Raw genomic sequence first — 24,902 nt, forward strand, 5'->3', positions numbered from 1 at the left:
ATGTCCCCCTTGTGCTAACGGCTATCAAGTATAGCACATCTCAAGCAAAATAAAAAAGAGAAAACCTAAATGGTTTTCTCTTGATAGAATTATCTTTTAGCAAAGTAGCTATCTAAAACTAAATAACCATCTTGAAAAGCTTGTTCATCAAAAACTATTTCCGAAATTTGGGTTTTATTTTGTAAGAAAGTAGCTGATGTAACGGATGTTTTTTTAATAAACCAAGTTTTGAATAATTGGTTAACTAAAGTTATTCGCGCACCTTCATTCTCACTGTAAATGAAAGTACTAGCTTTTGTTAGGTCCTTGTATAAGTCAACATCCAATACCAGTTCTTGGCAGCAATATTTTTGATTTAAAAGAGATTTTAGTGGCACCTCTTGATAAACAATTTGTAATAAAGTTTCTCCAAGTTCATTTAAGGTTTCGGCCTTTTCAAATAGTTGGTCAAAGGTCGTTTGATAAATCTCGTTGCCATATAAAAAACGTTTCACTATTTTATTTGTAAAGGTTTGTTGATCGACAGCTGATTGTCCTTCTTTTTCTAAGTGTGTATTCAGTGCTTTTAAGTATGCAGACATGACCATTTGTAAACTCTTTTCAAAATAAATACCAGTATTGATTTGTTTCATTTAAAACATCCTCTCGAAATAAGTTAATTTTAGCTTATCATCTCCAGCAGAAAAATGATTGAAGAAAAGACTGAAACCTTATTTCCTTAAAAGATAACGAGTGTTAAAATGAAATTATTAATTTAAAAGGGGAGATTTGTATGCCATTTGTACACATTGAATTAGTCGAAGGTCGCACGCAAGAACAATTAACCAAGATGATGGAAGATGTAACTGAAGCAATTTCAAAAAATGTTGGCGCACCAAAAGAAGCAGTGCATGTTATTATTACTGAATTGGCTAAAGATCGATTAGCACAAGCAGGAGAATGGAAAAAATAAGTATCAATTAATACTTGCATTTTTTTTGAAGACATGTTTATAATGTTACATAAATTGATTGATATGAAAGACAACAGATCTTGTTATTTGTTTTAAAGAGAGGAAAAGCTAGGCTGAGAATTTTCCAACAAAACTTGAGATGACCACTTTCTTGACCTTTGTTAAATGCAAGGGCGGATACAGCACCGTTATCGCTTAGAGGAGCTTCGGCTCAAAGATTAGGTGGAACCACGTTGATTCGTCCTAGTGTCATGCAGACACTAGGACTTTTTTTATATCATCAAATATTAAGGAGGAATTTTTTAATGACAGTTAAGATTTCATTTCCAGATGGATCAGTCAATGAATTCAAGGATGGGATTACCGGCTTAGAGATTGCAGATAGTATTTCTAAATCATTAGCAAAAAAAGCATTAGCAATTGTAGTAAATGATCAATTAGAGGACTTAAATCGACCAATCGATCAAGATGCATCAATTAAATTAATTACTGATCAAGATGAAGAAGCGTTAGATTTATTACGTCACTCTTCAGCGCATTTAATGGCTCAAGCTATGCGCCGTCTGTATCCAAATATTCATTTTGGTGTCGGACCGTTTATCGATACCGGTTTTTATTATGATACCGACAATGGTGAAGTTCAGGTTTCTGAAGAAGATTTCCCAGCAATCGAAAAAGAAATGGCAAAAATTGTCAAAGAAAACTTACCAATTGAACGCAAAGTAATGAGCCGTCAAGAGGCGCTAGATTTCTTTAGCTATGACCCTTATAAAGTTGAATTAATCAATGATTTACCAGAAGACGATGTAATTACTGCTTATACTCAAGGAGAATTTACAGACTTATGTCGTGGACCGCATGTACCATCAACTGGTAAAATCAAAGTCTTTAAATTATTATCAGTCGCAGGTGCATATTGGCGCGGAAATTCTGATAATAAAATGATGCAACGGGTTTACGGTACAGCTTTCTTCAATAAAGCAGACTTAGAGCATTTCTTAAAAATGCGAGAAGAAGCTAAAGAACGTGATCACCGTAAATTAGGGAAAGAATTGGATTTATTTATGGTTTCACCAGAAGTTGGTTCAGGGTTACCATTCTGGTTACCAAAAGGTGCAACAATCCGTCGTACCATCGAACGTTACATTGTAGATAAAGAAATCTCAATGGGCTATGAACATGTATACACGCCTGTTTTAGCCGATACAGAATTGTATAAAACTTCTGGACACTGGGATCATTATAAAGAAGACATGTTCCCAATTATGGATATGGGAGACGGCGAAAGTCTTGTCTTGCGTCCAATGAACTGTCCACATCACATGATGATTTATAAAAATCACGTGCATTCTTATCGTGAATTACCAATTCGTTTAGCCGAATTAGGAATGGATCACCGCTACGAAAAATCTGGTGCATTATCAGGTTTGCAAAGGGTACGTGAAATGACGATGAATGATGCCCACATCTTTGTTCGTCCAGATCAAATTAAAGATGAATTCCGCCGTACTTTAGATTTAGTTTTAGCAGTATATGAAGATTTCGGTTTTGAAGATTATCGTTTCCGCTTAAGCTATCGTGATCCATCAAATACAGAAAAATATTTTGATGATGATGAAATGTGGGAAACTTCTCAACGTCTGTTAAAAGAAGTAATGGATGAATCAGGATTCCCTTATTTTGAAGCAGATGGTGAAGCAGCTTTCTATGGTCCTAAATTGGATGTGCAAGTACAAACAGCTTTGGGTACAGAAGAAACATTATCAACGATTCAATTTGACTTCTTATTACCAGAACGATTTGAATTGGAATATGTTGGTGAAGACGGAAAGAACCATCGTCCAGTCGTTGTCCACCGTTCAGTTGTTTCAACGATGGAACGCTTTACAGCTTACTTGATTGAACAATACAAAGGCGCTTTCCCAACTTGGTTGGCTCCAGAACAAGTGGTAATTATCCCAGTCTCTCCTGAACATCATGGTGAATATGCCTATGAAGTTAAAGATCGCTTGGTACGTGAAGGTGTGCGTGTGGAAGTCGATGAAAGAAATGAGAAAATGGGCTACAAGATTCGTCAAGCACAAACGCAAAAAATTCCTTACATTTTAGTTGTTGGGGATAAAGAAGTAGAAAGTGCTAGTGTGAATGTCCGTCGCTATGGTCAAGAAGAACAAGAAGTTCAAGCATTAAATCTTTTTGTTGAAGCGATTAATGCAGATATTAAAAACTTTAGCCGTGGCTAAAGTGAACCAAGGTACTCTTTGATAAATGAAGAGTACCTTTTTTTTGTGGAAATCTTTTTTAGAAGACTTTATTTCAATGGATTTTAAAGATAGTGACTTTTCCACAAAAAAAAACAGTAAAAAATGTTTCACGCTCAACAATAATTTTATCTGGTAAAAAAACTGATATTTCGGTTTTGGTAAAAAAACGATTGCCTTTTTTAAAATGAATGTGAAACATTTGTGAATATTATAAGACCTAAAGATTAAACTTATAAAAAGATAAGCAGACTAATCCTTTTTAAAAAATCAAATTTCAGCTACAATATGAAAGTAATGTAAACTGGAAGGAATGTACATATGAAGTTATCAAATCTACTAAAAAAAATTTTTAGTCCTTTTATAAAATTAACCCGAAAATTGGCTGATGCCGAACGTAAACATCGAGGGAAATCAAAGACGAGCCATGTACCATTTCGGTTAAACTTTTTGTTTTTTGTTATTTTCACATTGTTTGCTATTTTAGTTGGACGCTTGGCTTATTTGCAAATTGATCAAAAAGAAGCTTTAACCAAAGAATTAGATGCATCAACCTCGGTCACGGTAACTGGCAGTACGCCGCGAGGAATGATTTATGATGCTGAAGGAAATGCTTTAGTAAGCAATCAATCCAATGCTGCTATTATCTATACTCGTGGAAACAACACCGAAGCTGCCGATATTTATCAATTAGCGAATCGCTTAAATGAATTAATTGATATGCCAGTTAATGAAGACTTAACAAGTCGAGATAAAAAAGATTACTATTTAGCAGATCCCGAGCATTTAGAAGAGGCGCAAAACAATTTAACCAACCGACAAAAAGTTCAAAGTACTTCTGACCAATACAGCGAGATGGTTAAGAATGTGACTGATGAACAAATTGATTTTAATGAAGAAGAATTAAAAGCAGCGACAATCTTTACAAATATGAATGCAGCGACTGCCTTGAATACGGTTTTTGTGAAAAATGAAGGAGTTACTGACGAAGAATTAGCTGTTATTTCTGAGAATGCTTCAAGCTTAAACGGTGTCTCAACCGGTTGGGATTGGTCTCGTTCTTACAGTAGTAATTTAGATAGTTCGCTAAGAAGCATTTTGGGAACTGTTTCCACTGAAAAGGAAGGTTTACCCGCTGATGAAGTGGATGAGTATTTGAAAAAAGGTTATTCTCTAAATGATCGAGTTGGACAAAGCTATCTTGAGAAAGAATATGAAAGTGAACTTCAAGGAAAGAAAAGTAAAACTAAAGTAAATTTAGATAAACAAGGCAACGTTAAGTCTACTGAAGAAATTAATTCAGGTAGCAAAGGAAATAATTTGAAATTAACAATTAATAGCACTTTTCAACAAAAAGTAGAAGAAATTGTTGAGCGGAATTATCAAACGTTGATTAGTAATGGCGATGCACAATATTCACCGGGAGTTTATGTGGTTGTGACCGATCCAAACAATGGCGATATATTATCAATGGTTGGCTATTCTCATAAAGCTGGAAGCAGTGATTTAGATGAATATGCTTTAGGAACAGTCAACGACTTTTTTGAACCAGGCTCTGTGGTAAAAGGGGCAACCGTAACTGCTGGTTATGAACAAGGTGTCATTACTGGAAATGATACTTTAATCGATGAACCAATTAAGCTTGCAGGTACGGCGATCAAAGGCTCCATTTACAATCGGACATCAATTGGTAATCAAATCTCCACAAACACAGTCAAAGCTTTAGAATGGTCATCAAATGCCTATATGATGAAACTGGTGTTGAGAATGTTAGGTGTTGAATATTCCTACAATATGACCTTGCCGCAAATAGCTAGTACTAAAGCTGCTTACGATAAATTAAGGAATTCATTTGCCGAATATGGTTTAGGTGTTAAAACTGGGATTGATTTACCAAGTGAAGACACTGGGATTGTGAGACAAAACTTTGGCGAAAGCACTGGACCTGGTGGAGGTAACTTGCTTGACCTTTCTTTCGGTCAGTATGATACTTATAGTGCGTTGCAATTGGCGCAATATGCAGCAACTGTCGCGAATGGTGGCACACGGATTTCTCCTCACTTGGTTTCAGGAATTTATGACAATTCAAGTGACGGTGGTTTAGGTGATTTGGAAAAAGAAATTACTGGAGAAGCATTGAATAATGTCAATATTTCTGCTGAGCAAATGGCAATAATTCGTCAAGGATTTTACCAAGTGGTTCACGGCAGCGATCCGAATACAACAGGAACCTCATTGCGAACAGCGGCGTTAGATATGTCAGCTAAAACTGGGACAGCAGAAACTTCAGTTACGGTAAATGGTGAAGTGATCAATACAATTAATAGCAATTTAGTTGCTTATGCACCATCAGATAATCCGACGGTTTCTTTAAGTGTTGTTATTCCACAACTTACATCGTCTCACGATTCAACAGCCCAAACAATTGGAAGAGAAATTATTGATGCTTATGCCGCACAATTTGGCGCAACACAATAAGTGAATCCCCTAAGGAGGAAAAACAATGTCAGTTTATGATTTTCAAGTAAAAGAAGTCGACGGTAGTCAAAAAAGTTTGGCTGATTACGAGGGCAAGGTTTTATTGATTGTTAATACAGCAACTGGTTGTGGTTTTACACCACAATATGAGGGTCTGCAAAAACTTTATGATACTTATCAAAAATCAGGTTTTGAAGTATTGGATTTTCCTTGTAACCAATTTGGTCATCAAGCGCCAGGTTCGAATGAAGAAATTGTTGAATTTTGTCAATTGAATTATAATACCACTTTTGAAACCTTTGCTAAAATTGATGTGAACGGTGAAAATCAATCACCGCTTTATAAATACATGAAGGAAACGCAAGGTGGTTTACTTAACAATGCAATCAAATGGAATTTCACTAAGTTTCTAGTAGATCGTCAAGGAAATGTAGTAAAACGCTATAGTTCACAAACAGAGCCGGAAAAAATTGCGTTAGATATTGAAAAATTGTTGGCTTAAACGTCAAGTAGAATTACTTAACAAATTTTCTCAAAACACTAGTCAAGCAACAAAAAAAATGCTATGATGTCATAGTCTGAGAGATATCTTAGTAAATTTTGTTGTGAGGGAGGGAAAATCATGCGCGTAAACATCACTTTAGAATGTACTTCTTGTAAAGAACGTAACTACTTAACAAATAAAAACAAACGTAACAATCCTGACCGTTTGGAAAAGAAAAAATATTGCCCACGTGAACGCAAAGTTACTTTGCACCGTGAAGTAAAATAATTTTTTAAAAGTCGAGCTGGGATTCTCAATTATTGAGGATTTCAGCTTTTTTGTGTTAAATAATTTCAAAGACTCATGAATAGTTCTTGGTATCATCAATATTTTTTGCTAAACTTTTAACAAATGATTTTTAAAATCAAACTAAAAAATTTCTATTGCGACAAATGAATAGAGAGGAATGATCACGTGCGTAATGTCCCACCAATTTTAAAACCAATCGCTTTATTGACGTTATCAACTTTAATTGCTACAGCAACAGGAGTTGTCAATAGTTCCAGTTATCGCAGTAATTCTGGAAATAGTTCAACGGAAACAACTAGTCAAAGCAATAGTTCTGTGACAAGTGAATCTCAAAGTAGTATTTCAACTGATAGTTCAACTAGCTCACAAAATTCTTCTGGCAGTTCTTCTAGTTCCCTATCAACAGAAGATAGCAATAATTATAATAATTATGATTCGAGTAGCTCGCAAACCAATGATGATGGTTATGGTTCGTCTAGCAGTTCATCTATCCAACAAGATGACACAACTCCTTCATCATCGGCGACAAATGAAAATGCTGTGACACCGGAAGCAGGTGGCAACGAATGACCTTTCTCTTAGATATCATTAATGGAATCAATAAGTTTTTAGGTTATTTGGATATCAGTCCTAAATATTTAAATCGAGGCTATACGATTTTGAGTATTATACCTACTGTCTACATTTTACGGATTATTTATGGCTTGTGGAATAATGGCCGCTATGTTCAATTTTTCTTGTATGCCTTAGTATTTTTAATCTTTGTTTACTTCTTTGTCTTGAATTTCTTTTATTATTTTCTTAATAAAAACCTCAAGTTTGATATCACGCAACTTTTTGTTAAAGTTTTGCCAGATGATGCCTTTAATATTCAAAGTGAAGAAAAGAAACGAACAACGGCTAAAATGTTTAAAAATGCCAAAGAAGTTTCAGTTGACTACCATGATGATTATCAACTAACCTTAGCTGCTAATATTCAGACAATGATTGTTTCTGGAGAAATAAAAACCAATGATTTAGCTAAACGGGAAGGCTTCTTGATTGATGAAAATACGCTGTATCCATATTACTATGTAAAGAAATTAAGTGAGTCAGAATACTCTTTGCAGATTGGTCAAAATTATCAAAGTCTATCTGAAATTGGTCGTATTCATCAAGAAGAACCTCTGGCAACCGTTGGGTTATTCATTGTTGGTGGTGATTTTTCTAAAGGAGGAATTACTTACCACGAACCTTATCGTTTGAAACTGATGGCAAAAGACGAAAATAAATTAGAAGAAAAAAGTGGTGCTACTCGCAGTGGTCGCCGCAGTCGCCATGAAGCGGACACGAATTCAATTGAGAATAGCTCAAATGAAGAGACGGATTTTTCATCAACTTCTTCTACAGAAAATAATTTCCGGCGTAGTCGGCGTCAGAAATAAATGCCGAGGGCCGTCCTTGGTACAGATAGTCATTTAAAAGGGTCCAAACTCATTTTTTTGAGCTTGGACCCTTTTTTTAAAATATTTATTTTAAAGCATTAGTGACATCTTTAGCCATTTCAGTGTAGGCAATCGGGCCATTATATAACCAGCTACTTTCAGCTCCGTAGCTAAATAATTGATTATTTTGCACTGCTGGAATATTTTTCCATAAATCATCATTAAACATTTCAGCACCTTCATCACTATTAACCAAGAATAAATAATCTGCATCTAATTGGGATAAGCTTTCTAAAGAAACTTGCGTCCAATCGGAAGTTGCTTCAGTACTGATGTCTTTGGTTAATTCTGGAACTTCAAAGCCTAGGTCACCATATAATAGACGACCGCTTGAACGATTTTCTGCCACCATAAAAGCAGAATTGTTAGTCACCCAGATAACTGCTGCAGATTTTCCTTCGATTTTATTGGCTAAGTCATTTTTAGTTGTCTCAATTAAATCTTTGTAGTCAGCCTCGACTTCTTTGGCTTTGTCTTCTTTGTTTAGAACCTTAGCAATATCATTTAATTGATCTTCCCAAGTGACATTATCACCATTGGTTACAACATAAGTCGGCGCAATTTTATTATATTGTTTGTATTTTCCATTTTCGACTGTTGCATTAGAACCGATGAGTAGTAAATCAGGATTAAAGCTTAAAACATCTTCATAGGGTAAATCATAATTTATTTTTGGTACATCTTTTAACTGATCTTGTAAATAAGCTTGATCTGAATCATTACCGACAGTCCATTGGGCTACGGGTGTTTCATCTAAAGCAACAAGATAATCTTCTAAATATGAAGCGATGATCCGTTTGGGTTTATCTGGGACCTCGACTTTATGATCCATTGAATCAGTTAATTCTCTAGTGTCACCAGCCTTAGAACTATCTGTTGTATCATTATTATTTTGACCGCAAGCAGCCAGTGTAAATAGTGTAACTAAAGAAATCGTAGCGAAAGTTATTTTCTTAAACATTTTTGCACTCCTCGTGATTTAATTGAGAATCTTTCTCATCTATTATTATCACTGAAAGAGATTTGTCTGTCAATTGGATTTTTTATCAAAATTTTGATTGACGATACACTTTTTTAACGCCATAATTGAGAATGGTTATCACAGAAACGAGGAAAATTTTTATGACCAAATTACATACAGCTGATTTAGTGGTTGGCTACGAAAAAAAAATAGTCATCAAGGATGTCACGATTGAAATTCCTGATGGGAAAATCACTAGTTTAATTGGCCCTAATGGTAGTGGGAAAACTACACTGTTGAAAGCAATGGCTAGAATCCTAATCCCAAAAAGTGGCACAGTATTTGTTGATGGAGAAGATGTTCAGCGACAAGATTCTAAACAGGTTGCACAAAAAATTGCTTCGTTATCTCAAAATAGTCAAGCAGTCAATGGTTTAAAGGTGGCAGAAATTGTTGCATATGGTCGCTTTCCTTATCAAAAAGGTTTTTCTAGCTTGAAACAAATGGATCATGAATTAATTCGTTGGGCACTAGATGCTTGTAACATTACCCACTTAAAGGATCGCCCAATTGCCTCTTTGTCAGGTGGTCAGCAGCAGCGGGTCTGGATTGCGATGGCACTTGCACAAGATACCGATATTTTAATTTTAGATGAACCGATTACATTTTTAGATCCTGCCCATCAGTTGGAAATTTTAGAGTTGTTGGAAACTATTAATCAGCAAGGAAAAACTATTTTAATGACTATCCACGATTTGAACCATGCTTCACGTTTTTCAGACCATATTTTAGGTATGAAAGAAGGCATTTTAACATTTCAAGGAACGCCGAAAGAAATATTTACACCAGAAAATTTAGCACAACTATTTGATATTCAAGCAACAATTATTGAATCGACAGAAAATCGTAAACCAATTGTTGTTTCTTATAATTTAAAGAAGGAGGCCTAGCGGTTGAAAAGACGAATCTTTTTTTCTAGCGTGCTGGTGCTTTTAGTAGTTGCGATGATTATTTCTTTACGTTTTGGTGCTGTTACAACAAAATGGACTGATATTTATCCCGCACTCTTTAATTTTGATGGACAACAGCAAAATCAACAACTGATCAGAATGTTACGTTTGCCTAGAATGTTAGGAGCTGCAATTGTTGGAGCGAGTTTTGCTGCCTCAGGTGCTTTGATGCAAGGTATTACTTCTAATCCTTTAGCCGACTCAGGATTATTGGGAATAAACTCAGGCGCTGGTCTGGGATTGGCAATTATTTTCATGCTTAATCCCATTCCTTCGCCAATGTATGCGATTATCGGTTCATTCCTGGGTGCCTTGGTAGCAATTTTAATAATTTATTTTGCTTCTAGCAGACCTTCAATTGGCATGTCACCTATTCGAATTGTTTTGTTAGGGGCTGCAATAAGTGCCTTCTTTACTTCTTTAAGCCAAAGTATTAGTTTGGTTTTTAATTTGAATCAAGACATCACTTTCTGGTTAGTTGGTGGCACAGGGAATATTACTTGGGACCAAATAAAAATTATCTCACCAATCATTATTATTGGTTTAGTCGGAACTATATTAATCAGTCCGCAAATTACCCTGCTCAGTATGGGGGATGAGGCAGCAATTGCTTTAGGACGTCAGCCTCAAAGAATTCGAAAATGGACAATGTTTTTGGTTTTATTATTAGCCGGAGGAGCGGTCTCTTTAGCAGGTACGATCGCCTTTGTCGGATTAATTGTGCCACACATTGTGAGATATTTTGTTGGTTATGATTATCGGACAGTCTTACCTGCATCAATTTTATTTGGTGCTTTATTCTTTATTGTTGCAGATTGTGGTGCGCGTTTTGTTGCACCACCGACGGAAACGCCTGTCGGTGTAATTATAACTATTATTGGAGTCCCATTTTTATTGTTGCAGATTAGGAAGGGGAGTCTATGAAAAAGAAAGTTATTTGGATCCTCCTGCTTATCCTATTGTTAGTAGGTGCCTATTTCAGCTTAACAATCGGGACATTACCGATTAGTAGTAAAGACTTGTATCAATTTTTTTCTGGAAATGCCAGTTATGCGCAACAATTAATTATTCTGGATTTTAGATTTCCACGATTGCTGATTTCTATTTTAGCAGGTATTGGATTGAGCATTTCAGGCTATTTATTTCAAAGTGTAACGCATAATGAACTAGCGGATCCTGGAATTTTAGGGATTAACTCTGGTGCTGGATTAACAGTCCTGATTTACTTAAGTTTTTTTTCTAGCAGTGACACCAGTTGGGGATTGCCATTGATAGCTTGTTTAGGAAGTTTTGTTGCCGCTGCTTTAATTTATTTTTTTGGACGTCAGGCTCATCGTTTAGCACCTAATCGTATTTTGATAGCGGGAGTAGCTGTTAACGCAGGAATTTCGGCTTTAACATTAATTAGCACAGTGAGAGCGTCCAGTAATAGTTATCAATTGGTTACTTCTTGGTTGTCGGGAACAATCTGGGGGACTACTTGGCAACATGTTTTCTTACTATTACCTTGGCTGCTGATTTTATTACCAATTATATTAATAAAAGGGCGTCAGTTGGAGGTCTTAGAATTAGGTGACGAGACAGCGATTGGTTTAGGTATTAAATTAAAAAGAACTCAAATGACTTTTTTATTTTGCGGAGTTTGTCTTGCCGCGGTTAGTGTCGCAATGGCTGGTAGTATTAGCTTTATTGGATTAATTGCACCGCATATTGCCCGAACGATTTCTGGTAAAAAAAATAATACAACTTTACTTTTGACTGGCTTTATCGGAGCCGTATTATTACTTTTTAGTGATATTATTGCCCGAGTAATAGTAACCAATGGCGAACTATCAACTGGAATTATCGTTTCAATCATTGGCGCACCTTATTTTGTATTTCAATTACTACGACCAAAATATTAAGAGGAAGACCTCTTTTTATTTTGGTTCTTTTTTGGTAGTATCGAAGGATAGGAGATGAGCCCGATTAATAAGAAAGAAAAACGTAATCAAATGATCCAAACTCTAAAAGAAATTAGTCTATCTGAGAAAGGTAGACGTGCACAGGCTATCTATCAGGAGCTTTTTGCTAGTCAAACTTGGCAAGCAGCAAGATCAATTGGTGTCATTATTTCAAGCGAGATTGAGTTTCCGACGGCGCCAATCATAAATGAAGCTTTTTTAACTCAAAAAAAAGTTGCTGTACCTAAATCTATGCCTGGAAGAAGACTAGTCTTTCATTGGATTAATCAAAATACAGCTTTTTACACTTCAAAATTTGGTGTCCAAGAACCAGATACAGAAAACGAAGCTATCAAAGAGCAAATCGATTTATTGATTGTTCCAGGATTGGTTTTTAGTCATCAAGGAAAACGAATTGGATTTGGTGGTGGTTTTTATGATCGTTATTTGGTGGATTATCAAGGAGAAACGGTCAGTCTGCTCTATCGAGAACAGCTTTCTGATGACTGGCAAGCAGCAGAGTATGATATACCCGTTAAGCAACTATTTATTGCAGAATAGGAGAATTTATGAAGAATAAACCTTATGTTACTTATACCATTTTTGGAATTACAACAGCAGTTTTTTTGATTCAATTTTTAATTCCATATGATTCAGTTGAAAGATTGCTTGGTATGTCCAGCTTATCAATCGCTTACGGTCACCAATATTGGCGCTTCATTACCCCAATCTTTATTCATTTTGGATTGATGCATTTTGCCTTTAATATGGTTGTTTTATATTTTATGGGTCAGCAATGTGAAGCAATTTTTGGTCACTGGCGGTTTGCCATTGTCTATCTTTTATCAGGAATTACTGGTAGTGTAGCTGGCTTTGCTTTTAACCAACCCAATGTTTTGTCAGGCGGAGCCTCTGGCGCAATCTTTGGGATTTTTGGTGGTTTTCTAATGATTGGTCTGCATTATCGTGATAATTACGCGATGCGGGCTTTAACCAGACAATTCACCATCTTTATTTTGTTAAATTTAGTATTCAATCTTTTTGACACGTCGATTGATATTTGGGGTCATATTGGTGGGCTTGTTGGTGGTGGGTTACTTGGAGCAATCGTGGGTATTCCAGGAGCGAAAGATCGCTTTTCTGTCCGAACTCGGGTAGTTAGCGCTATACTTTTAATCTTTTTTACCGTTATTTGTATTTTAATCGGTTTAAGAAAAGTTGGATTAGCATAAAAAATTAACTTTTGTGCTTGTTTAACAATTGGCTTATTTGTATAATATTTAGGATGTGAAAAATGTGGAGAGCCTCTACGATGTGCAGCAATTATTAAAACAATTTGGCATCTATGTCTATTTAGGCAAAAGAATTTATGATATTGAACTGATGCAAATAGAACTGAAAAATTTATACGACGGTCACTTGATTGATCGAGATACTTATTTAAACGGCTGGCGAATTTTAAAACGTGAGCATCACATTGAAGAAAGTTTGGAAGGTGAAGACCGTGAGTAAAAAATTATTAGGAATTGATTTAGGTGGTACAACGATTAAATTTGCTATCTTAAGTGAGAATGGTGATGTCCAACAAAAATGGAGTGTTGAAACCAATATTTTAGATGAAGGGACGCATATTGTTCCAGATATTATTGCTTCAATTAATCATCATTTGGATTTATTTAATATGAAAGCCGCAGATTTTATTGGTATTGGCATGGGGACACCCGGTAGTGTTAATATTGTCAATGGAACAGTTATTGGTGCCTATAATTTGAATTGGACAACATTGCAACAAGTCAAAAAACAAGTTGAAGCAGGAACTAAGATTCCTTTTAAATTGGATAATGATGCTAATGTTGCTGCACTAGGAGAGCGCTGGCGTGGTGCTGGTGAAAATGATCCAGATGTTGTTTTCGTGACTTTAGGAACAGGTGTTGGCGGCGGAATTATTATGAATGGTCAATTACTTCATGGCGTTGCAGGAGCTGCTGGTGAAATCGGTCATATTACTGTTGATCCTGGTGGTTATATGTGTACTTGTGGAAAACGTGGTTGCCTTGAAACTGTAGCCAGTGCAACTGGTGTTGTGCGCGTAGCTCGTTCAATGGCGGAAGCATATGCCGGCTCGGCTGAATTAAAATCACGCTTGGATAATGGTGAAGATATCACTAGTAAAGATGTCTTTGAGTTGGCACAAGCTGGTGATGATTTGGCTTTAATGGTTGTAGATAAGGTATGTTACTTTTTAGGCTTGGCTTGTGGCAATTTGGGCAACACTTTAAATCCATCTTCAATTGTCATCGGTGGTGGTGTATCAGCTGCAGGAGAATTTTTAAGAAGTCGTGTGGAAACTTATTTTGAAGAATTCACTTTTCCACAAGTTCGTGAAAGTACCAAAATTAAATTAGCCGTTTTAGGTAACGAAGCTGGAGTCATTGGTGCTGCTTCGTTAGTGAAATAGAAGAGGAGATTTTAAGAGATGTCAATTTGGTGGGTAATTAATATTGTTTTATTTTCAATTTTAGCAGTTATGCTGCTTTCAAGCTTACGAGTGCGTCTAATGACGCGTCGTTCGGCAACTATTTTAACACAAGAAGAATTTCAAGAAGGGATGCGTAAAGCCCAAGTAATTGATGTAAGGGAACGTGATGAATTTAAAGCGAAACATATTTTAGGTGCACGGAGTTTTCCTTATACCCAATTAAAAGAAATTTATGTATCTTTGAGAAAAGATCAACCTATTTATATTTATGATCAAAGTCGCGCTTTAAGTGCTCGAACAGCTAACTTTTTACGAAAAAAAGGTTATACGAATCTGTTTATCTTAAAAGGTGGACTAGAAGAATGGACAGGTAAAATAAAAGAAAAAAAATTGGATTAAATTTGAAGTCTGTGGAAATTATTGATTTTTCATGGGCTTTTTTGTAAAGAAGGCATTGGAATGATAAAAATTAAAAGAATCTATCAAGAGGCTGAAAAAAATGACGGATATCGAGTATTAGTAGATCGAATCTGGCCTAGAGGAATTTCTAAAGAACGGGCGCAATTAGATTTGTGGCTGAAGCAAGTGGCCCCATCGACTGAGCTTAGGAAGTGGTTCAATCATGATGAAACTAAATTTTCTGAGTTTAAAACGCGCTATTTAGCTGAACTTGCTGAAGGAGAAGCAGCAAGTGCTTTGATGCAATTAAAAGAAATTGTAGCAACTCAAGATACAGTTACTTTATTGTATGGTGCCAAAGATCAAGTAGATAATCAAGCAGTTGTCTTAAAAGAAGTTCTAGAAAAATAAGAGTGTCGGCAGGAATCGTTCTTTCTGCCGACACTCTATTTTTTAACGAGAAACCCGTTTTCTTTGTGCTTTACGTCGATTTTCTTCAATCTTCGCTTCTTTTTCTTCGATTGGATCAATGACTGTTTTTTTAACACCCATTACAAAGCCTGCAACAACTGCTGCAGTAGTTAGGGTCCCTGTTACAAAGCCTGTGAAAAATTTTCCCATAAAATCATCCCCTTTTCTATATTTCTATTATGAAGGAAAAAGGAAAAAATGAAAAGTTTTATGAATAAAACACTTGTAAATATTTAGTAAACAAAATATAATTTGTTTACTAAATATTTTTCTCTTAGAAAGGAGATTCCTTATGTCAATTCTAGTTTTAGGTGGCGCAGGCTATATCGGTTCTCATACAGTCGACAAATTAATTCAAAAAAATTATCAAGTAGTGGTGGTGGATAATTTATTAACTGGGCACCGTGATGCAGTTCATCCTGATGCAACATTTTATTTGGGAGATTGTCGTGATAAGAAATTTTTGGAACATGTTTTTGAAAAAGAAGCCATTGAGGGTGTTGTTCATTTTGCCGCTAGCTCCTTGGTGGGAGAGTCCGTTGAAAATCCCTTGAAGTATTTCAATAATAATGTTGGTGGGATGGAAATTTTATTAGAAGTGATGGAAGAATTTAAAGTAAAAAATATTGTTTTTTCTTCAACTGCTGCAACTTATGGAGAACCTACCGTTTCTCCAATTACAGAAGACGTACCGACAAACCCGAAAAATCCATATGGGGAAAGCAAATTAATGATGGAAAAAATGATGAAGTGGTGTGACAATGCCTATGGGATGCGTTATGTAGCCTTACGTTACTTTAATGTGGCAGGTGCAAAAGAAGATGCTAGCATCGGTGAAGACCACACACCGGAAACACATTTAGTTCCGATTATTTTACAGGTTGCTTTAGGCCAACGAGATCATTTAACCATTTTTGGCGATGATTATGATACGCCAGACGGGACTTGTATTCGCGACTATGTCCATGTAGAAGATTTAGCAGATGCGCATATTTTGGCTTTAAAATATTTACAAGCAGGAAATACCAGCAATTTCTTCAATTTAGGTTCAAATAATGGCTACTCTGTAAAAGAAATGCTGGATGCTGCACGCTTAGTGACGGGCAAAGAAATTAAAGCTTTAGTAGGCCCACGTAGAGCCGGTGATCCAAGTCGTTTAGTTGCTTCTAGTGACAAAGTTAAAGAAACTTTAGATTGGAATCCAAAATATACAGATATTAAAAAAATTATTGAAACTGCTTGGAATTGGCATGTTAGTCATCCAAATGGTTATGGAGATAAATAAGCGGAGGAATAGACATGTCAATCAGTCAAGTTGTGACAGATTTTATTAGTTTAGCCATTCAATCTGGTGGTTGGATGGACTTGGATCGAATTTATTTAGAAAATAAATTATTGGCTTTAATCGGTGAAGATGTATTAACAGAAAGAAAAGTTCGGGTGGTTACTGAGAACAGCCTTGATTTGCTGGAAAAATTATTAGCTCAAGCACTTGAGAACCAATTGATAGCTGATATCCCGGCAGAACGAGATATTTTAGAAGCTCAAATCATGGACTTGCTAACGCCACCACCATCAGTGGTAAATGCTTATTTTGCCCAATACTACTCAAAAGATCCAAAAATTGCGACTGACTATTTTTATCAATTAAGTCGTGACAATAATTATATTAAGACTCGGGAAATTGCTCAAAATATTATTTTTCCTACTGAAACAGACTACGGTACCATAGAAATCACCATTAATTTGTCGAAACCAGAAAAAGATCCAAAACAAATTGCTGCTGAAAGAAATGCAGTCAAAGTCGATTATCCAAAATGTTTATTATGTATGGAAAATGAAGGATATAAAGGTCGTCTAAATTATCCTGCTCGAACAAATCACCGGATTATTCGAATGAATTTAGATGGAGAGTCTTGGGGCTTACAATATTCTCCATATGCTTATTATGATGAGCATTGCATTATTTTGTCGGAAGAACATCGTCCGATGAAAATTAACCAAGCAACCTTTACACGACTGTTGAAAATTGTTGAAGTCTTGCCTCACTATATGGTGGGCTCTAATGCTGATTTACCAATTGTCGGAGGCTCGATTTTATCTCATGACCATTATCAAGGGGGGCGTCATACTTTTCCGATGGCGGTTGCTGAGATCGAACATGCTTTTAATTTAACAGGATTTCCTGAAGTAAATGCAGGGATCGTTAAATGGCCAATGTCTGTAATTCGATTAATCAGTAAAAATTCTCAAGATTTAAGTCTAGCAGCAGATTATGTTTTAAAACAATGGCAAAAATATACGGATTCCACGGTGGAAGTTGTTGCTGAAACAGCTGATGGCGTTCAACATCATACCATCACACCGATTGCGCGAAAGGTCGATGAGGTCTTTCAAATTGATTTAGTCTTACGGGATAATAATGTTTCAGAACAATATCCTGACGGGATTTTTCATCCTCATCCTGATGTTCAGCATATTAAAAAAGAAAATATTGGTTTGATCGAAGTAATGGGTCTAGCTATCTTACCACCTCGTTTGAAACCCGAATTAGCTGAGGTTGAAAAGTATTTATTAGATCAACCCAATAAAATCTCTGAATATCATATTGCCTGGGCAGATAACCTGAAGCAAGAAAAAGAAATCACCACAGAAAATGTAGAAAAAGTTGTTCAAGAGGCAGTTGGTCAGGTTTTTGCACGTGTCTTAGAAGACGCAGGTGTCTTTAAGCGGAATGAAAAAGGGCAAAATGCTTTTAAAAAATTTACTGATTCTTTGTAGGGGGAGAAAATATGGCAACAATTCGTGATATTGCCAAACAAGCCGGTGTTTCACCAGCCACAGTCTCTCGTGTATTAAATTATGATGCGACCTTATCTGTCGGTGAGCAAACAAAAGCTAAAATTTTTGCCACGGCAGAGGAATTGAACTATACCAAACACAAACGCCCAAGTAAAAAAGAAGCGACCGTCATTCGTTTGCTCCAATGGTATGACAGTCAAGAAGAATTGGCAGATTTATACTATTATTCGATTCGAATGGGGATTGAGAAAAAAGCAGAAGAGCTGAATATCCAGTTATTGAGAGAGTCTTTTGAACAGTTATCAGAAACAGTTGTAAATGGAACCATTGCAGTGGGAAAATTTGATACAGAGCAGATTCAAAAATTAAAAAAACTGGATGACCATTTGTTGCTCGTTGATTTTGATGGGACTGCAGCAAATGTTGATTCTATTATTGTTGATTTTGAAGCAAGTATTGGAAAACTACTGGCCTTCTTCCAAGAAAAATCATTTAAACATGTGGCTATTTTAAGTGGCAAGGAATATACAAAAGGTAGCCAGCAAGAAATTCCCGATCCCCGATTGAAGTTTTTTAAAGCTTCAAGTACTCAGCAAAATTTATTAGCTGATTATATCGTTGCTGATCATTTTTCCGTTGAGGCAGGAAAAAAAGCCATCAAACTATTTTTAAAGGAAAAAAGAGCTATTCCTGAAGTGTTTTTTTGTGCTAGTGACGCATTAGCGATTGGTGCGATGCAGGCGTTAAAGAAAAAAGGTTATCTCATTCCAAAAAACGTTTCAATTGTTGGTTTTAATGACATCAGTGTGGCGCAATATTTATCACCACCGTTAACAACGATTAAGGTTGAAACTGATTGGATGGGCGAATTAGCAGTAACAACTATGTTAGAAAATATTAAAGAGCCGCCACCAGTTTCTCGTAAAATTATGTTAAGTACAAAATTAATAATAAGAGATTCAGTCAGCTAATCTTTAAAAGCAAAGTAGTTCAGTCTGCTTTGCTTTTTTGGTGAAACACAGAGGCTATAACCAAAAACTATTTTATGTTAAACTATCGTTATCTTAAAAAAGCGAGGAAAGAAAATGAAAGTTTTAGCCATGGATACATCTAACCAAGCCTTAACAGTTGCGGTAGTGGTAGATGATCAAGTCATTGCTAATTTCCAATTAAATAAAAAAACCAACCATAGTTTAACTTTGATGCCTGCTATTGAGGCAGTTATGAAAGCCAGTGATTTAGTTCCAGCTGATTTGGATCGAATCGTGGTGGCAAAGGGACCAGGGTCATATACTGGTATTAGGATTGCCGTAACAACTGCAAAAACATTGGCCAAAACGTTAGATATTGAATTGGTAGGGGTATCAAGTTTGGCTGGAATTGCAGCAAATATTCTAACGGATGAATTGATTGTACCGATCTTTGATGCCCGTCGAAATAATGTTTACGCGGGAATTTATCAATGGCAAGACAATAAGCTGACAAATGTATTACCAGACCAACATATTCCTCTGCCTGAGTTATTAAATAAATTACAACAAAAAGCTATTTTTGTGGGGGAAGCTGAAAAGTTCTTGTCAGACATTCAAACGATGATTCCTGACGCAAAAGTTACAATAAGTCAGTTGAATTTACCTAGCGGCGCAGTCTTGGCCAAATTAGCAGAGGACTTTTTGCCGGAAAACAATATTGATGGTTTTGTTCCAGCCTATTTAAAACGTGTAGAAGCAGAAGAAAAATGGTTAGCTACCCATGAAGCAGGCAGTGACTATGTTGAAAAAGTTTAGCGGATTTTTAAGAAGTTTAATTTACGGACAACAGCCAAACTTTACGCCAAAAGAAGTTATCATAAACAATGAAACTTTTTTTGTGAGAACGATGAAAAATAGCGATGTATCAATGGTTATTGAATTGGAAAAAGATGTTTACGCTGGTTTTGCTCCGTGGAGTAAAAGTGCCTTTATTTCTGAAATTTATTCTCCAATGATTCATCTATATTTGTGTGTGTTCAAAGAAAGTGAGCTGGTAGCTTTTATTGGTAGTCGGGTCATGTCTGGAGACAATCATATTACAAATGTTGCAGTTAAACCAAGCTATCAAAATAAAAAGATTGGCGGCTATTTATTGGCAGAAACAGAAAAATTTGCACGATCTTATCACTGCCAAACGATGTCATTAGAAGTGCGGGCATCAAATCATGCGGCCCAAAGACTTTATCGTCGTTTTGGTTTTGATTTGGCTCAGGTTCACGTAAATTATTATACAGAAGACCAAGAAGACGCTTTGGAAATGGTGAAAAAAATAGATGATTAAGGATGAAGTACCACAAATAGTCTGGGATATTTGCCAAACTGCATACGAATACGGTAGTCCATGGCAGATCCGTGATTTCGAAAGTGACTTAGCACTTGACCACAGTCATTATTTTTTTGCCGGCAATGATCTGTCAGAGGCATTTTTAAGTATCCACCATGTTTTAGATGAGATTGAAATTACCAATATTGCCACTAAACAAAAGGGCTTAGGCAGTGAACTATTGAAGAAACTAATTGAGTTTGCAGAGTCGCAACAAGTCAAAACTATTTTTTTAGAAGTAAGAGAGTCAAATCTTCAGGCACAAAACTTTTATTTAAAAAAAGGTTTTGAGAAAATTGGTCAGCGGAAAAATTATTATCATCAACCCACGGAAAATGCGGTATTGATGGCCTTAAAGGTAGGAAAAGAAAATGGATAGAGAATTAATATTAGCAATCGAAAGTAGCTGTGATGAAACCAGTGTCGCAGTAATTGAAAATGGCAATCAAATTTTATCAAATATTGTCGCATCGCAAATTAATAGCCATAAACGTTTTGGCGGAGTCGTACCAGAAGTGGCTAGTCGTCATCATGTGGAACAAATTACTCTTTGCTTAGAAGATGCACTGACTGAAGCAAAGGTAACAGCAAAAGATCTATCAGCAGTTGCGGTAACGTATGGTCCTGGTTTGGTTGGGGCATTATTAATAGGCTTAAGTGCTGCTAAAGCTTTTGCTTGGGCGAACAATTTACCACTGATTCCAGTAAATCATATGGCGGGACATATTTATGCAGCAAAATTAGTTAAACCCTTGAATTTCCCGTTGATGGCTTTATTAGTCAGCGGTGGTCATACTGAATTGGTTTACATGGCAAAAGATGGTTCTTATGAAATTATTGGTGAAACACGAGATGATGCTGCCGGAGAAGCTTATGACAAAGTTGGACGGGTGTTGGGTTTAAGCTATCCTAGCGGTCGTGAAATCGATCAATTGGCGCATCTTGGAAAGGATACTTATCATTTTCCTCGTGCCATGTTAAAAGAAGACAATTATGATTTTAGCTTTAGCGGACTGAAAAGTGCCTTTATAAATTTAGTACATAATGCCGAACAACGAAATGAAATATTAATTAAAGAAGACTTGGCCGCTAGTTTTCAAGCTAGTGTAATCGAAACGTTGGTGACTAAAACTTTACGGGCTTGTACCGAATATGATGTAAATCAATTGGTTCTAGCCGGTGGCGTTGCAGCTAATCAAGGCTTAAGAGAGAAATTTAGTCAAGAAATTGCTGAATATTTTCCTGAATTAGACTTTGTTGTACCACCTCTACGTTTGTGTGGCGATAATGCAGCCATGATTGGTGCTGCTGCTGAAATCGAAATGCAACAACAACAGTTTGCAGCTATGGACTTAAATGCTGACCCAAGTTTGGCTTTTGAACACATCTAATTTAAGAATCGTCGAAAAATATTCGACGATTCTTTATTTTGCTTGAAATTTGCAAAAACATCAGGTAAAATGAATAAAAATAAATTTTAAATGAATATTTTGATTAAATATTCACGCGGAGGTAGTTTATGTATTCAATATTTCAAGGGAAAAGTTTCTTAAAAGAATTGGATTTTAACCAGGCAGAGCTGAATAATTTGATAGATTTCGCAGCTCATTTAAAGCACTTGAAACAACAAAATATCCAACACCATTATTTAGCAGGAAAAAATATTGCTTTACTATTTGAAAAAACGTCCACTAGAACCCGCGCGGCTTTCACTACAGCAGCGATTGATTTAGGTGCGCATCCAGAGTTTTTAGGAAAAAATGATATTCAATTAGGAAAAAAAGAATCGGTTGCCGATACAGCAAAGGTTTTAGGCAGTATGTTTGATGGGATTGAATTCCGAGGCTTTTCACAAGCAGTTGTGGAAGATTTAGCTAAGTATTCAGGGGTACCGGTATGGAATGGTTTAACAGATGATTGGCATCCTACTCAAATGTTAGCCGATTTTTTAACCATTAAAGAACAATTTGGAACTTTAGAGAATCTTACTTTGGCTTATGTTGGAGATGGTAGAAATAATGTTGCTAATTCTTTATTAATTACCGGAGCAATTTTAGGTGTAAATATTCATATCGTCACACCTGAAAGTTTATATCCGAAAGAGGAATTAATTGCTTTAGCAGAAAAAACGGCAGCTCAATCCGGTGCAAAAATTCTGATTACAGCAGATATTGATGAAGGTGTTTCAGGAGCAGATGTGATTTATACTGATGTGTGGGTATCTATGGGTGAAGAAGACAATTATCAAGAACGGATTGATTTGTTATTGCCTTATCAGGTGAACCAAACATTGATGAATAAAACGAAAAATAATAAAACTATCTTCTTACATTGCTTACCAGCTTTTCATGATTTAAATACGGAAGTAGCTTTAGAAATCAAAGAAAAATATGGCTTGAGCGAAATGGAAGTCACTGATGAAGTCTTTAATGCGCCATATGCTCATCAATTTGAACAAGCAGAGAATCGAATGCATACGATTAAAGCGGTGATGGCTGCAACTTTAGGAAATTTATTTATTCCGAAAGCATAATTGACTAGCCAGATGGAAAAATATTTGATAAGATGAGTTCAAATATTTATTTCATCGTAGAAAAAGAATTGTTTATCGGAAATTTTTAGCGAGTCTGGGTTAGTGAAAGCCAGATAAATGGAAGGTAAAGATCGCACTTTTGAGATGAAACGGCAGCTACCGTTATAGAAAAGTAGGTCGTTTTACGACAATAAGAGTGGTACCGCGGGAATTCTCGTCTCTGATGTTTTTACATCAGGGACTTTTTTTGCGTTTAAGGGAGGAAACAGGAATGAATAATAAAGAAATCGTAGCAAAAGCATTACAAGCAGCAATTGGTGATGAATTATCTTATGATCAAATCGTTAATTTTTTAGAAAAACCGAAATCAGCCGACCATGGAGATGTAGCATTTCCAACTTTTGCCTTAGCTAAAATTTTTAGAAAAGCGCCACAACAAATTGCAGCAGACATCGCTGAGAAAATTGATTCAACTGATTTTGAAAAAATTGAAGTTGTCGGACCTTATTTAAACTTCTTTATGAACAAAACAGTTATTAGTCAAGCCGTTTTAAAAGAAGTAGTTGCTAACGGGAATCATTTTGGTGACAGCAATATTGGTAATGAAAACAATGTCACGATTGATATGTCTTCGCCAAATATTGCCAAACCAATTTCGATGGGCCATCTACGTTCAACAGTTATCGGGAATTCAATTAGTTTGATTTTAGCAAAAATTGGTTATCAACCAGTAAAAATCAATCATTTAGGAGATTGGGGAACTCAATTCGGTAAATTAATTGTTGCCTATAAAAAATGGGGATCTGCTGAAGCCGTTAAGGCTGCGCCAATTACCGAGTTATTGCGTTTGTATGTTGAGTTTCATGAAAGAGCTGAGACAGAACCGGTATTAAATGACGAAGCACGAGCTTGGTTTAAAAAACTAGAAGAAGATGATGCAGAAGCCTTAGAGTTATGGCAATGGTTTAGAGATGAATCATTAAAAGAGTTTAATAATATTTATGATATGTTAGGTATTACCTTTGATTCTTTCAACGGTGAAGCTTTTTATAATGACAAAATGGCTGAAGTAGTAACTATGTTGGAAGAAAAACATTTATTGAAAGAAGATCAAGGGGCAGAAATTGTTGATCTTGAAGCATATAATTTAAATCCAGCTTTGATTAAAAAATCTGATGGTGCAACTTTGTATATCACTCGCGACTTAGCAGCAGCGATTTATCGCAAACGGACTTACAACTTTGAAAAATCTTTATACGTCGTTGGAAACGAACAAACCGTTCACTTTAAGCAATTAAAAGCAGTTTTAAAAGAAATGGGCTTTGATTGGTCTGATAATATGGAACATATAAAATTTGGTCTAATTACTAAGGATGGTAAAAAATTATCTACTCGTAAAGGGAAGATTGTTTTACTGGAAGAAGTTTTGAATGAAGCAAAAGACTCGGCGTTACAACAAATTGTTGAAAAAAATCCTGATCTGCCAAATAAAGAAGAAGTAGCTCATCAAGTCGGTGTTGGAGCTGTAATTTTCCATGATTTGAAAAATGATCGCTTAAATAATTTTGATTTTGACTTAAAAGAGGTCGTTCGTTTTGAAGGGGAAACAGGGCCATATGTACAATATACACACGCGCGGGCAATGACAATTTTAGAAAAAGCCAACTTTAAGCCAGATGCGAAAGTGAGTTATCAATTAAATGACGCTGATAGCTGGGAAATCATCAAACTATTACAAACTTACCCAGAAACAGTCACTCAAGCTGCGGATCAGTATGAGCCATCAGTTATTGCAAAACATGCGATTAAATTGGCGCAAGCCTTTAATAAATATTATGCCCATACAAAAGTATTGGTAGAAGATCAAGGAAAAGAAGCACGTCTTGCTTTAGTTTATGCGGTAACAGTAATCTTGAAAGAAGATTTAAGATTGCTAGGCGTAGAAGCGCCTAACAAAATGTAATTTTTTAACGGAGATTAG

Annotated in this window: 27 protein-coding genes and 1 pseudogene; 25 read left to right on the forward strand and 3 right to left on the reverse strand. The window is 35.9% G+C overall.

The genetic code is table 11. The features are described from left to right. Window positions 1-89 precede the first annotated feature (89 nt). Window positions 90-632 carry a hypothetical protein gene (locus tag KUA55_RS04475; RefSeq protein ID WP_218324984.1) on the reverse strand — a complete coding sequence of 181 codons (543 nt, stop codon included), beginning with the start codon at window positions 630-632 and terminating at the stop codon, window positions 90-92. A 140-nt stretch (window positions 633-772) separates the two neighbouring features. Here KUA55_RS04475 and KUA55_RS04480 point away from each other — a divergent pair, with 140 nt between their 5' ends. The 7 genes and pseudogenes from KUA55_RS04480 to KUA55_RS04510 all read left to right on the forward strand — a co-directional run. Then, complete coding sequence (locus tag KUA55_RS04480) at window positions 773-952, forward strand: 2-hydroxymuconate tautomerase (protein ID WP_218324985.1); 180 nt, start codon at window positions 773-775, stop codon at window positions 950-952. Window positions 953-1,257: 305 nt separating this feature from the next. Then, window positions 1,258-3,195, forward strand: coding sequence for a threonine--tRNA ligase (thrS, locus tag KUA55_RS04485; RefSeq protein ID WP_218324986.1), 1,938 nt, complete (start codon window positions 1,258-1,260; stop codon window positions 3,193-3,195). A gap of 339 nt (window positions 3,196-3,534) precedes the next feature. Next, window positions 3,535-5,691 carry a peptidoglycan D,D-transpeptidase FtsI family protein gene (locus KUA55_RS04490; protein WP_218324987.1) on the forward strand — a complete coding sequence of 719 codons (2,157 nt, stop codon included), beginning with the start codon at window positions 3,535-3,537 and terminating at the stop codon, window positions 5,689-5,691. Window positions 5,692-5,716: 25 nt separating this feature from the next. Continuing rightward, window positions 5,717-6,193 carry a glutathione peroxidase gene (locus KUA55_RS04495; RefSeq protein WP_218324988.1) on the forward strand — a complete coding sequence of 159 codons (477 nt, stop codon included), beginning with the start codon at window positions 5,717-5,719 and terminating at the stop codon, window positions 6,191-6,193. 120 nt (window positions 6,194-6,313) lie between these two features. Then, window positions 6,314-6,463: a 50S ribosomal protein L33 gene (gene rpmG, locus KUA55_RS04500; RefSeq protein ID WP_010759508.1), complete on the forward strand. Its 150-nt coding sequence runs from the start codon at window positions 6,314-6,316 to the stop codon at window positions 6,461-6,463. 186 nt (window positions 6,464-6,649) lie between these two features. Beyond that, on the forward strand, window positions 6,650-7,054 hold the full coding sequence (locus KUA55_RS04505) for a hypothetical protein (RefSeq protein WP_218324989.1): 405 nt from the start codon (window positions 6,650-6,652) through the stop codon (window positions 7,052-7,054). After that, window positions 7,051-7,806: pseudogene (locus KUA55_RS04510) on the forward strand (DUF6681 family protein); the annotation flags it as partial. The gene KUA55_RS04505 and the pseudogene KUA55_RS04510, both read left to right, overlap by 4 nt. Before the next feature lie 187 nt (window positions 7,807-7,993). Here KUA55_RS04510 and KUA55_RS04515 read toward each other — a convergent pair. Beyond that, complete coding sequence (locus tag KUA55_RS04515; protein WP_218324990.1) at window positions 7,994-8,929, reverse strand: ABC transporter substrate-binding protein; 936 nt, start codon at window positions 8,927-8,929, stop codon at window positions 7,994-7,996. 161 nt (window positions 8,930-9,090) lie between these two features. On the opposite strand from KUA55_RS04515, the gene KUA55_RS04520 reads away from it, so the two are divergent. The 9 genes from KUA55_RS04520 (at window position 9,091) to KUA55_RS04560 (ending at window position 15,171) form a co-directional block, all read left to right on the forward strand. Then, window positions 9,091-9,879 (forward strand): ABC transporter ATP-binding protein, encoded by a 789-nt coding sequence (locus KUA55_RS04520; protein WP_218324991.1) that lies wholly within the window; start codon window positions 9,091-9,093, stop codon window positions 9,877-9,879. A gap of 3 nt (window positions 9,880-9,882) precedes the next feature. Beyond that, window positions 9,883-10,863 (forward strand): FecCD family ABC transporter permease, encoded by a 981-nt coding sequence (locus KUA55_RS04525; protein ID WP_281419005.1) that lies wholly within the window; start codon window positions 9,883-9,885, stop codon window positions 10,861-10,863. Continuing rightward, window positions 10,860-11,843 (forward strand): FecCD family ABC transporter permease, encoded by a 984-nt coding sequence (locus KUA55_RS04530; protein WP_218324992.1) that lies wholly within the window; start codon window positions 10,860-10,862, stop codon window positions 11,841-11,843. Before KUA55_RS04525 ends, KUA55_RS04530 begins: the two co-directional genes overlap by 4 nt. A 54-nt stretch (window positions 11,844-11,897) precedes the next feature. Then, a complete protein-coding gene (locus KUA55_RS04535; protein WP_218324993.1) occupies window positions 11,898-12,443 on the forward strand; it encodes a 5-formyltetrahydrofolate cyclo-ligase in 546 nt (181 codons plus the stop codon). Between the two features lie 8 nt (window positions 12,444-12,451). Beyond that, window positions 12,452-13,114: a rhomboid family intramembrane serine protease gene (locus KUA55_RS04540; protein ID WP_218324994.1), complete on the forward strand. Its 663-nt coding sequence runs from the start codon at window positions 12,452-12,454 to the stop codon at window positions 13,112-13,114. A gap of 64 nt (window positions 13,115-13,178) precedes the next feature. Continuing rightward, on the forward strand, window positions 13,179-13,394 hold the full coding sequence (locus KUA55_RS04545; RefSeq protein ID WP_218324995.1) for a YqgQ family protein: 216 nt from the start codon (window positions 13,179-13,181) through the stop codon (window positions 13,392-13,394). After that, window positions 13,387-14,340: an ROK family glucokinase gene (locus KUA55_RS04550; RefSeq protein WP_218324996.1), complete on the forward strand. Its 954-nt coding sequence runs from the start codon at window positions 13,387-13,389 to the stop codon at window positions 14,338-14,340. The genes KUA55_RS04545 and KUA55_RS04550 overlap by 8 nt, the downstream gene beginning before the upstream one ends. Before the next feature lie 18 nt (window positions 14,341-14,358). Further along, window positions 14,359-14,760 carry a rhodanese-like domain-containing protein gene (locus KUA55_RS04555; RefSeq protein WP_218324997.1) on the forward strand — a complete coding sequence of 134 codons (402 nt, stop codon included), beginning with the start codon at window positions 14,359-14,361 and terminating at the stop codon, window positions 14,758-14,760. Between the two features lie 60 nt (window positions 14,761-14,820). Next, on the forward strand, window positions 14,821-15,171 hold the full coding sequence (locus KUA55_RS04560; protein WP_218324998.1) for a DUF488 domain-containing protein: 351 nt from the start codon (window positions 14,821-14,823) through the stop codon (window positions 15,169-15,171). 42 nt (window positions 15,172-15,213) lie between these two features. Here the strand turns inward: KUA55_RS04560 and KUA55_RS04565 are convergent, their stop codons facing one another. Further along, window positions 15,214-15,381, reverse strand: coding sequence for a DUF3042 family protein (locus KUA55_RS04565; RefSeq protein ID WP_218324999.1), 168 nt, complete (start codon window positions 15,379-15,381; stop codon window positions 15,214-15,216). Window positions 15,382-15,523: 142 nt separating this feature from the next. Between KUA55_RS04565 and galE the strand changes: the two genes are divergently transcribed. The 9 genes from galE to argS all read left to right on the forward strand — a co-directional run bounded on the left by galE (window position 15,524) and on the right by argS (window position 24,884). Next, window positions 15,524-16,516, forward strand: a complete 993-nt coding sequence (gene galE, locus KUA55_RS04570; protein WP_218325000.1) for a UDP-glucose 4-epimerase GalE — start codon at window positions 15,524-15,526, stop codon at window positions 16,514-16,516. Between the two features lie 14 nt (window positions 16,517-16,530). Then, entirely contained in the window at window positions 16,531-18,012 is a 1,482-nt protein-coding gene (gene galT / locus KUA55_RS04575) for a UDP-glucose--hexose-1-phosphate uridylyltransferase (protein ID WP_218325001.1), read from the forward strand. A gap of 11 nt (window positions 18,013-18,023) precedes the next feature. Further along, a complete protein-coding gene (locus KUA55_RS04580) occupies window positions 18,024-19,004 on the forward strand; it encodes a LacI family DNA-binding transcriptional regulator (RefSeq protein WP_218325002.1) in 981 nt (326 codons plus the stop codon). Window positions 19,005-19,118: 114 nt separating this feature from the next. Further along, on the forward strand, window positions 19,119-19,820 hold the full coding sequence (tsaB, locus tag KUA55_RS04585) for a tRNA (adenosine(37)-N6)-threonylcarbamoyltransferase complex dimerization subunit type 1 TsaB (RefSeq protein ID WP_218325003.1): 702 nt from the start codon (window positions 19,119-19,121) through the stop codon (window positions 19,818-19,820). Then, complete coding sequence (gene rimI, locus KUA55_RS04590; protein ID WP_218325004.1) at window positions 19,804-20,346, forward strand: ribosomal protein S18-alanine N-acetyltransferase; 543 nt, start codon at window positions 19,804-19,806, stop codon at window positions 20,344-20,346. Before tsaB ends, rimI (KUA55_RS04590) begins: the two co-directional genes overlap by 17 nt. Beyond that, window positions 20,339-20,767 carry a ribosomal protein S18-alanine N-acetyltransferase gene (gene rimI / locus KUA55_RS04595; RefSeq protein ID WP_218325005.1) on the forward strand — a complete coding sequence of 143 codons (429 nt, stop codon included), beginning with the start codon at window positions 20,339-20,341 and terminating at the stop codon, window positions 20,765-20,767. The genes rimI (KUA55_RS04590) and rimI (KUA55_RS04595) overlap by 8 nt, the downstream gene beginning before the upstream one ends. Next, entirely contained in the window at window positions 20,760-21,779 is a 1,020-nt protein-coding gene (gene tsaD / locus KUA55_RS04600) for a tRNA (adenosine(37)-N6)-threonylcarbamoyltransferase complex transferase subunit TsaD (RefSeq protein ID WP_218325006.1), read from the forward strand. Before rimI (KUA55_RS04595) ends, tsaD begins: the two co-directional genes overlap by 8 nt. Before the next feature lie 128 nt (window positions 21,780-21,907). Next, window positions 21,908-22,921: an ornithine carbamoyltransferase gene (argF, locus tag KUA55_RS04605; protein ID WP_218325007.1), complete on the forward strand. Its 1,014-nt coding sequence runs from the start codon at window positions 21,908-21,910 to the stop codon at window positions 22,919-22,921. A gap of 271 nt (window positions 22,922-23,192) precedes the next feature. Beyond that, on the forward strand, window positions 23,193-24,884 hold the full coding sequence (gene argS / locus KUA55_RS04610) for an arginine--tRNA ligase (protein ID WP_218325008.1): 1,692 nt from the start codon (window positions 23,193-23,195) through the stop codon (window positions 24,882-24,884). The last annotated feature ends 18 nt before the right edge of the window (window positions 24,885-24,902 follow it).

The sequence above is a fragment of the Enterococcus alishanensis genome (assembly GCF_019218635.1).
Lineage (GTDB): Bacteria > Bacillota > Bacilli > Lactobacillales > Enterococcaceae > Enterococcus_A > Enterococcus_A alishanensis.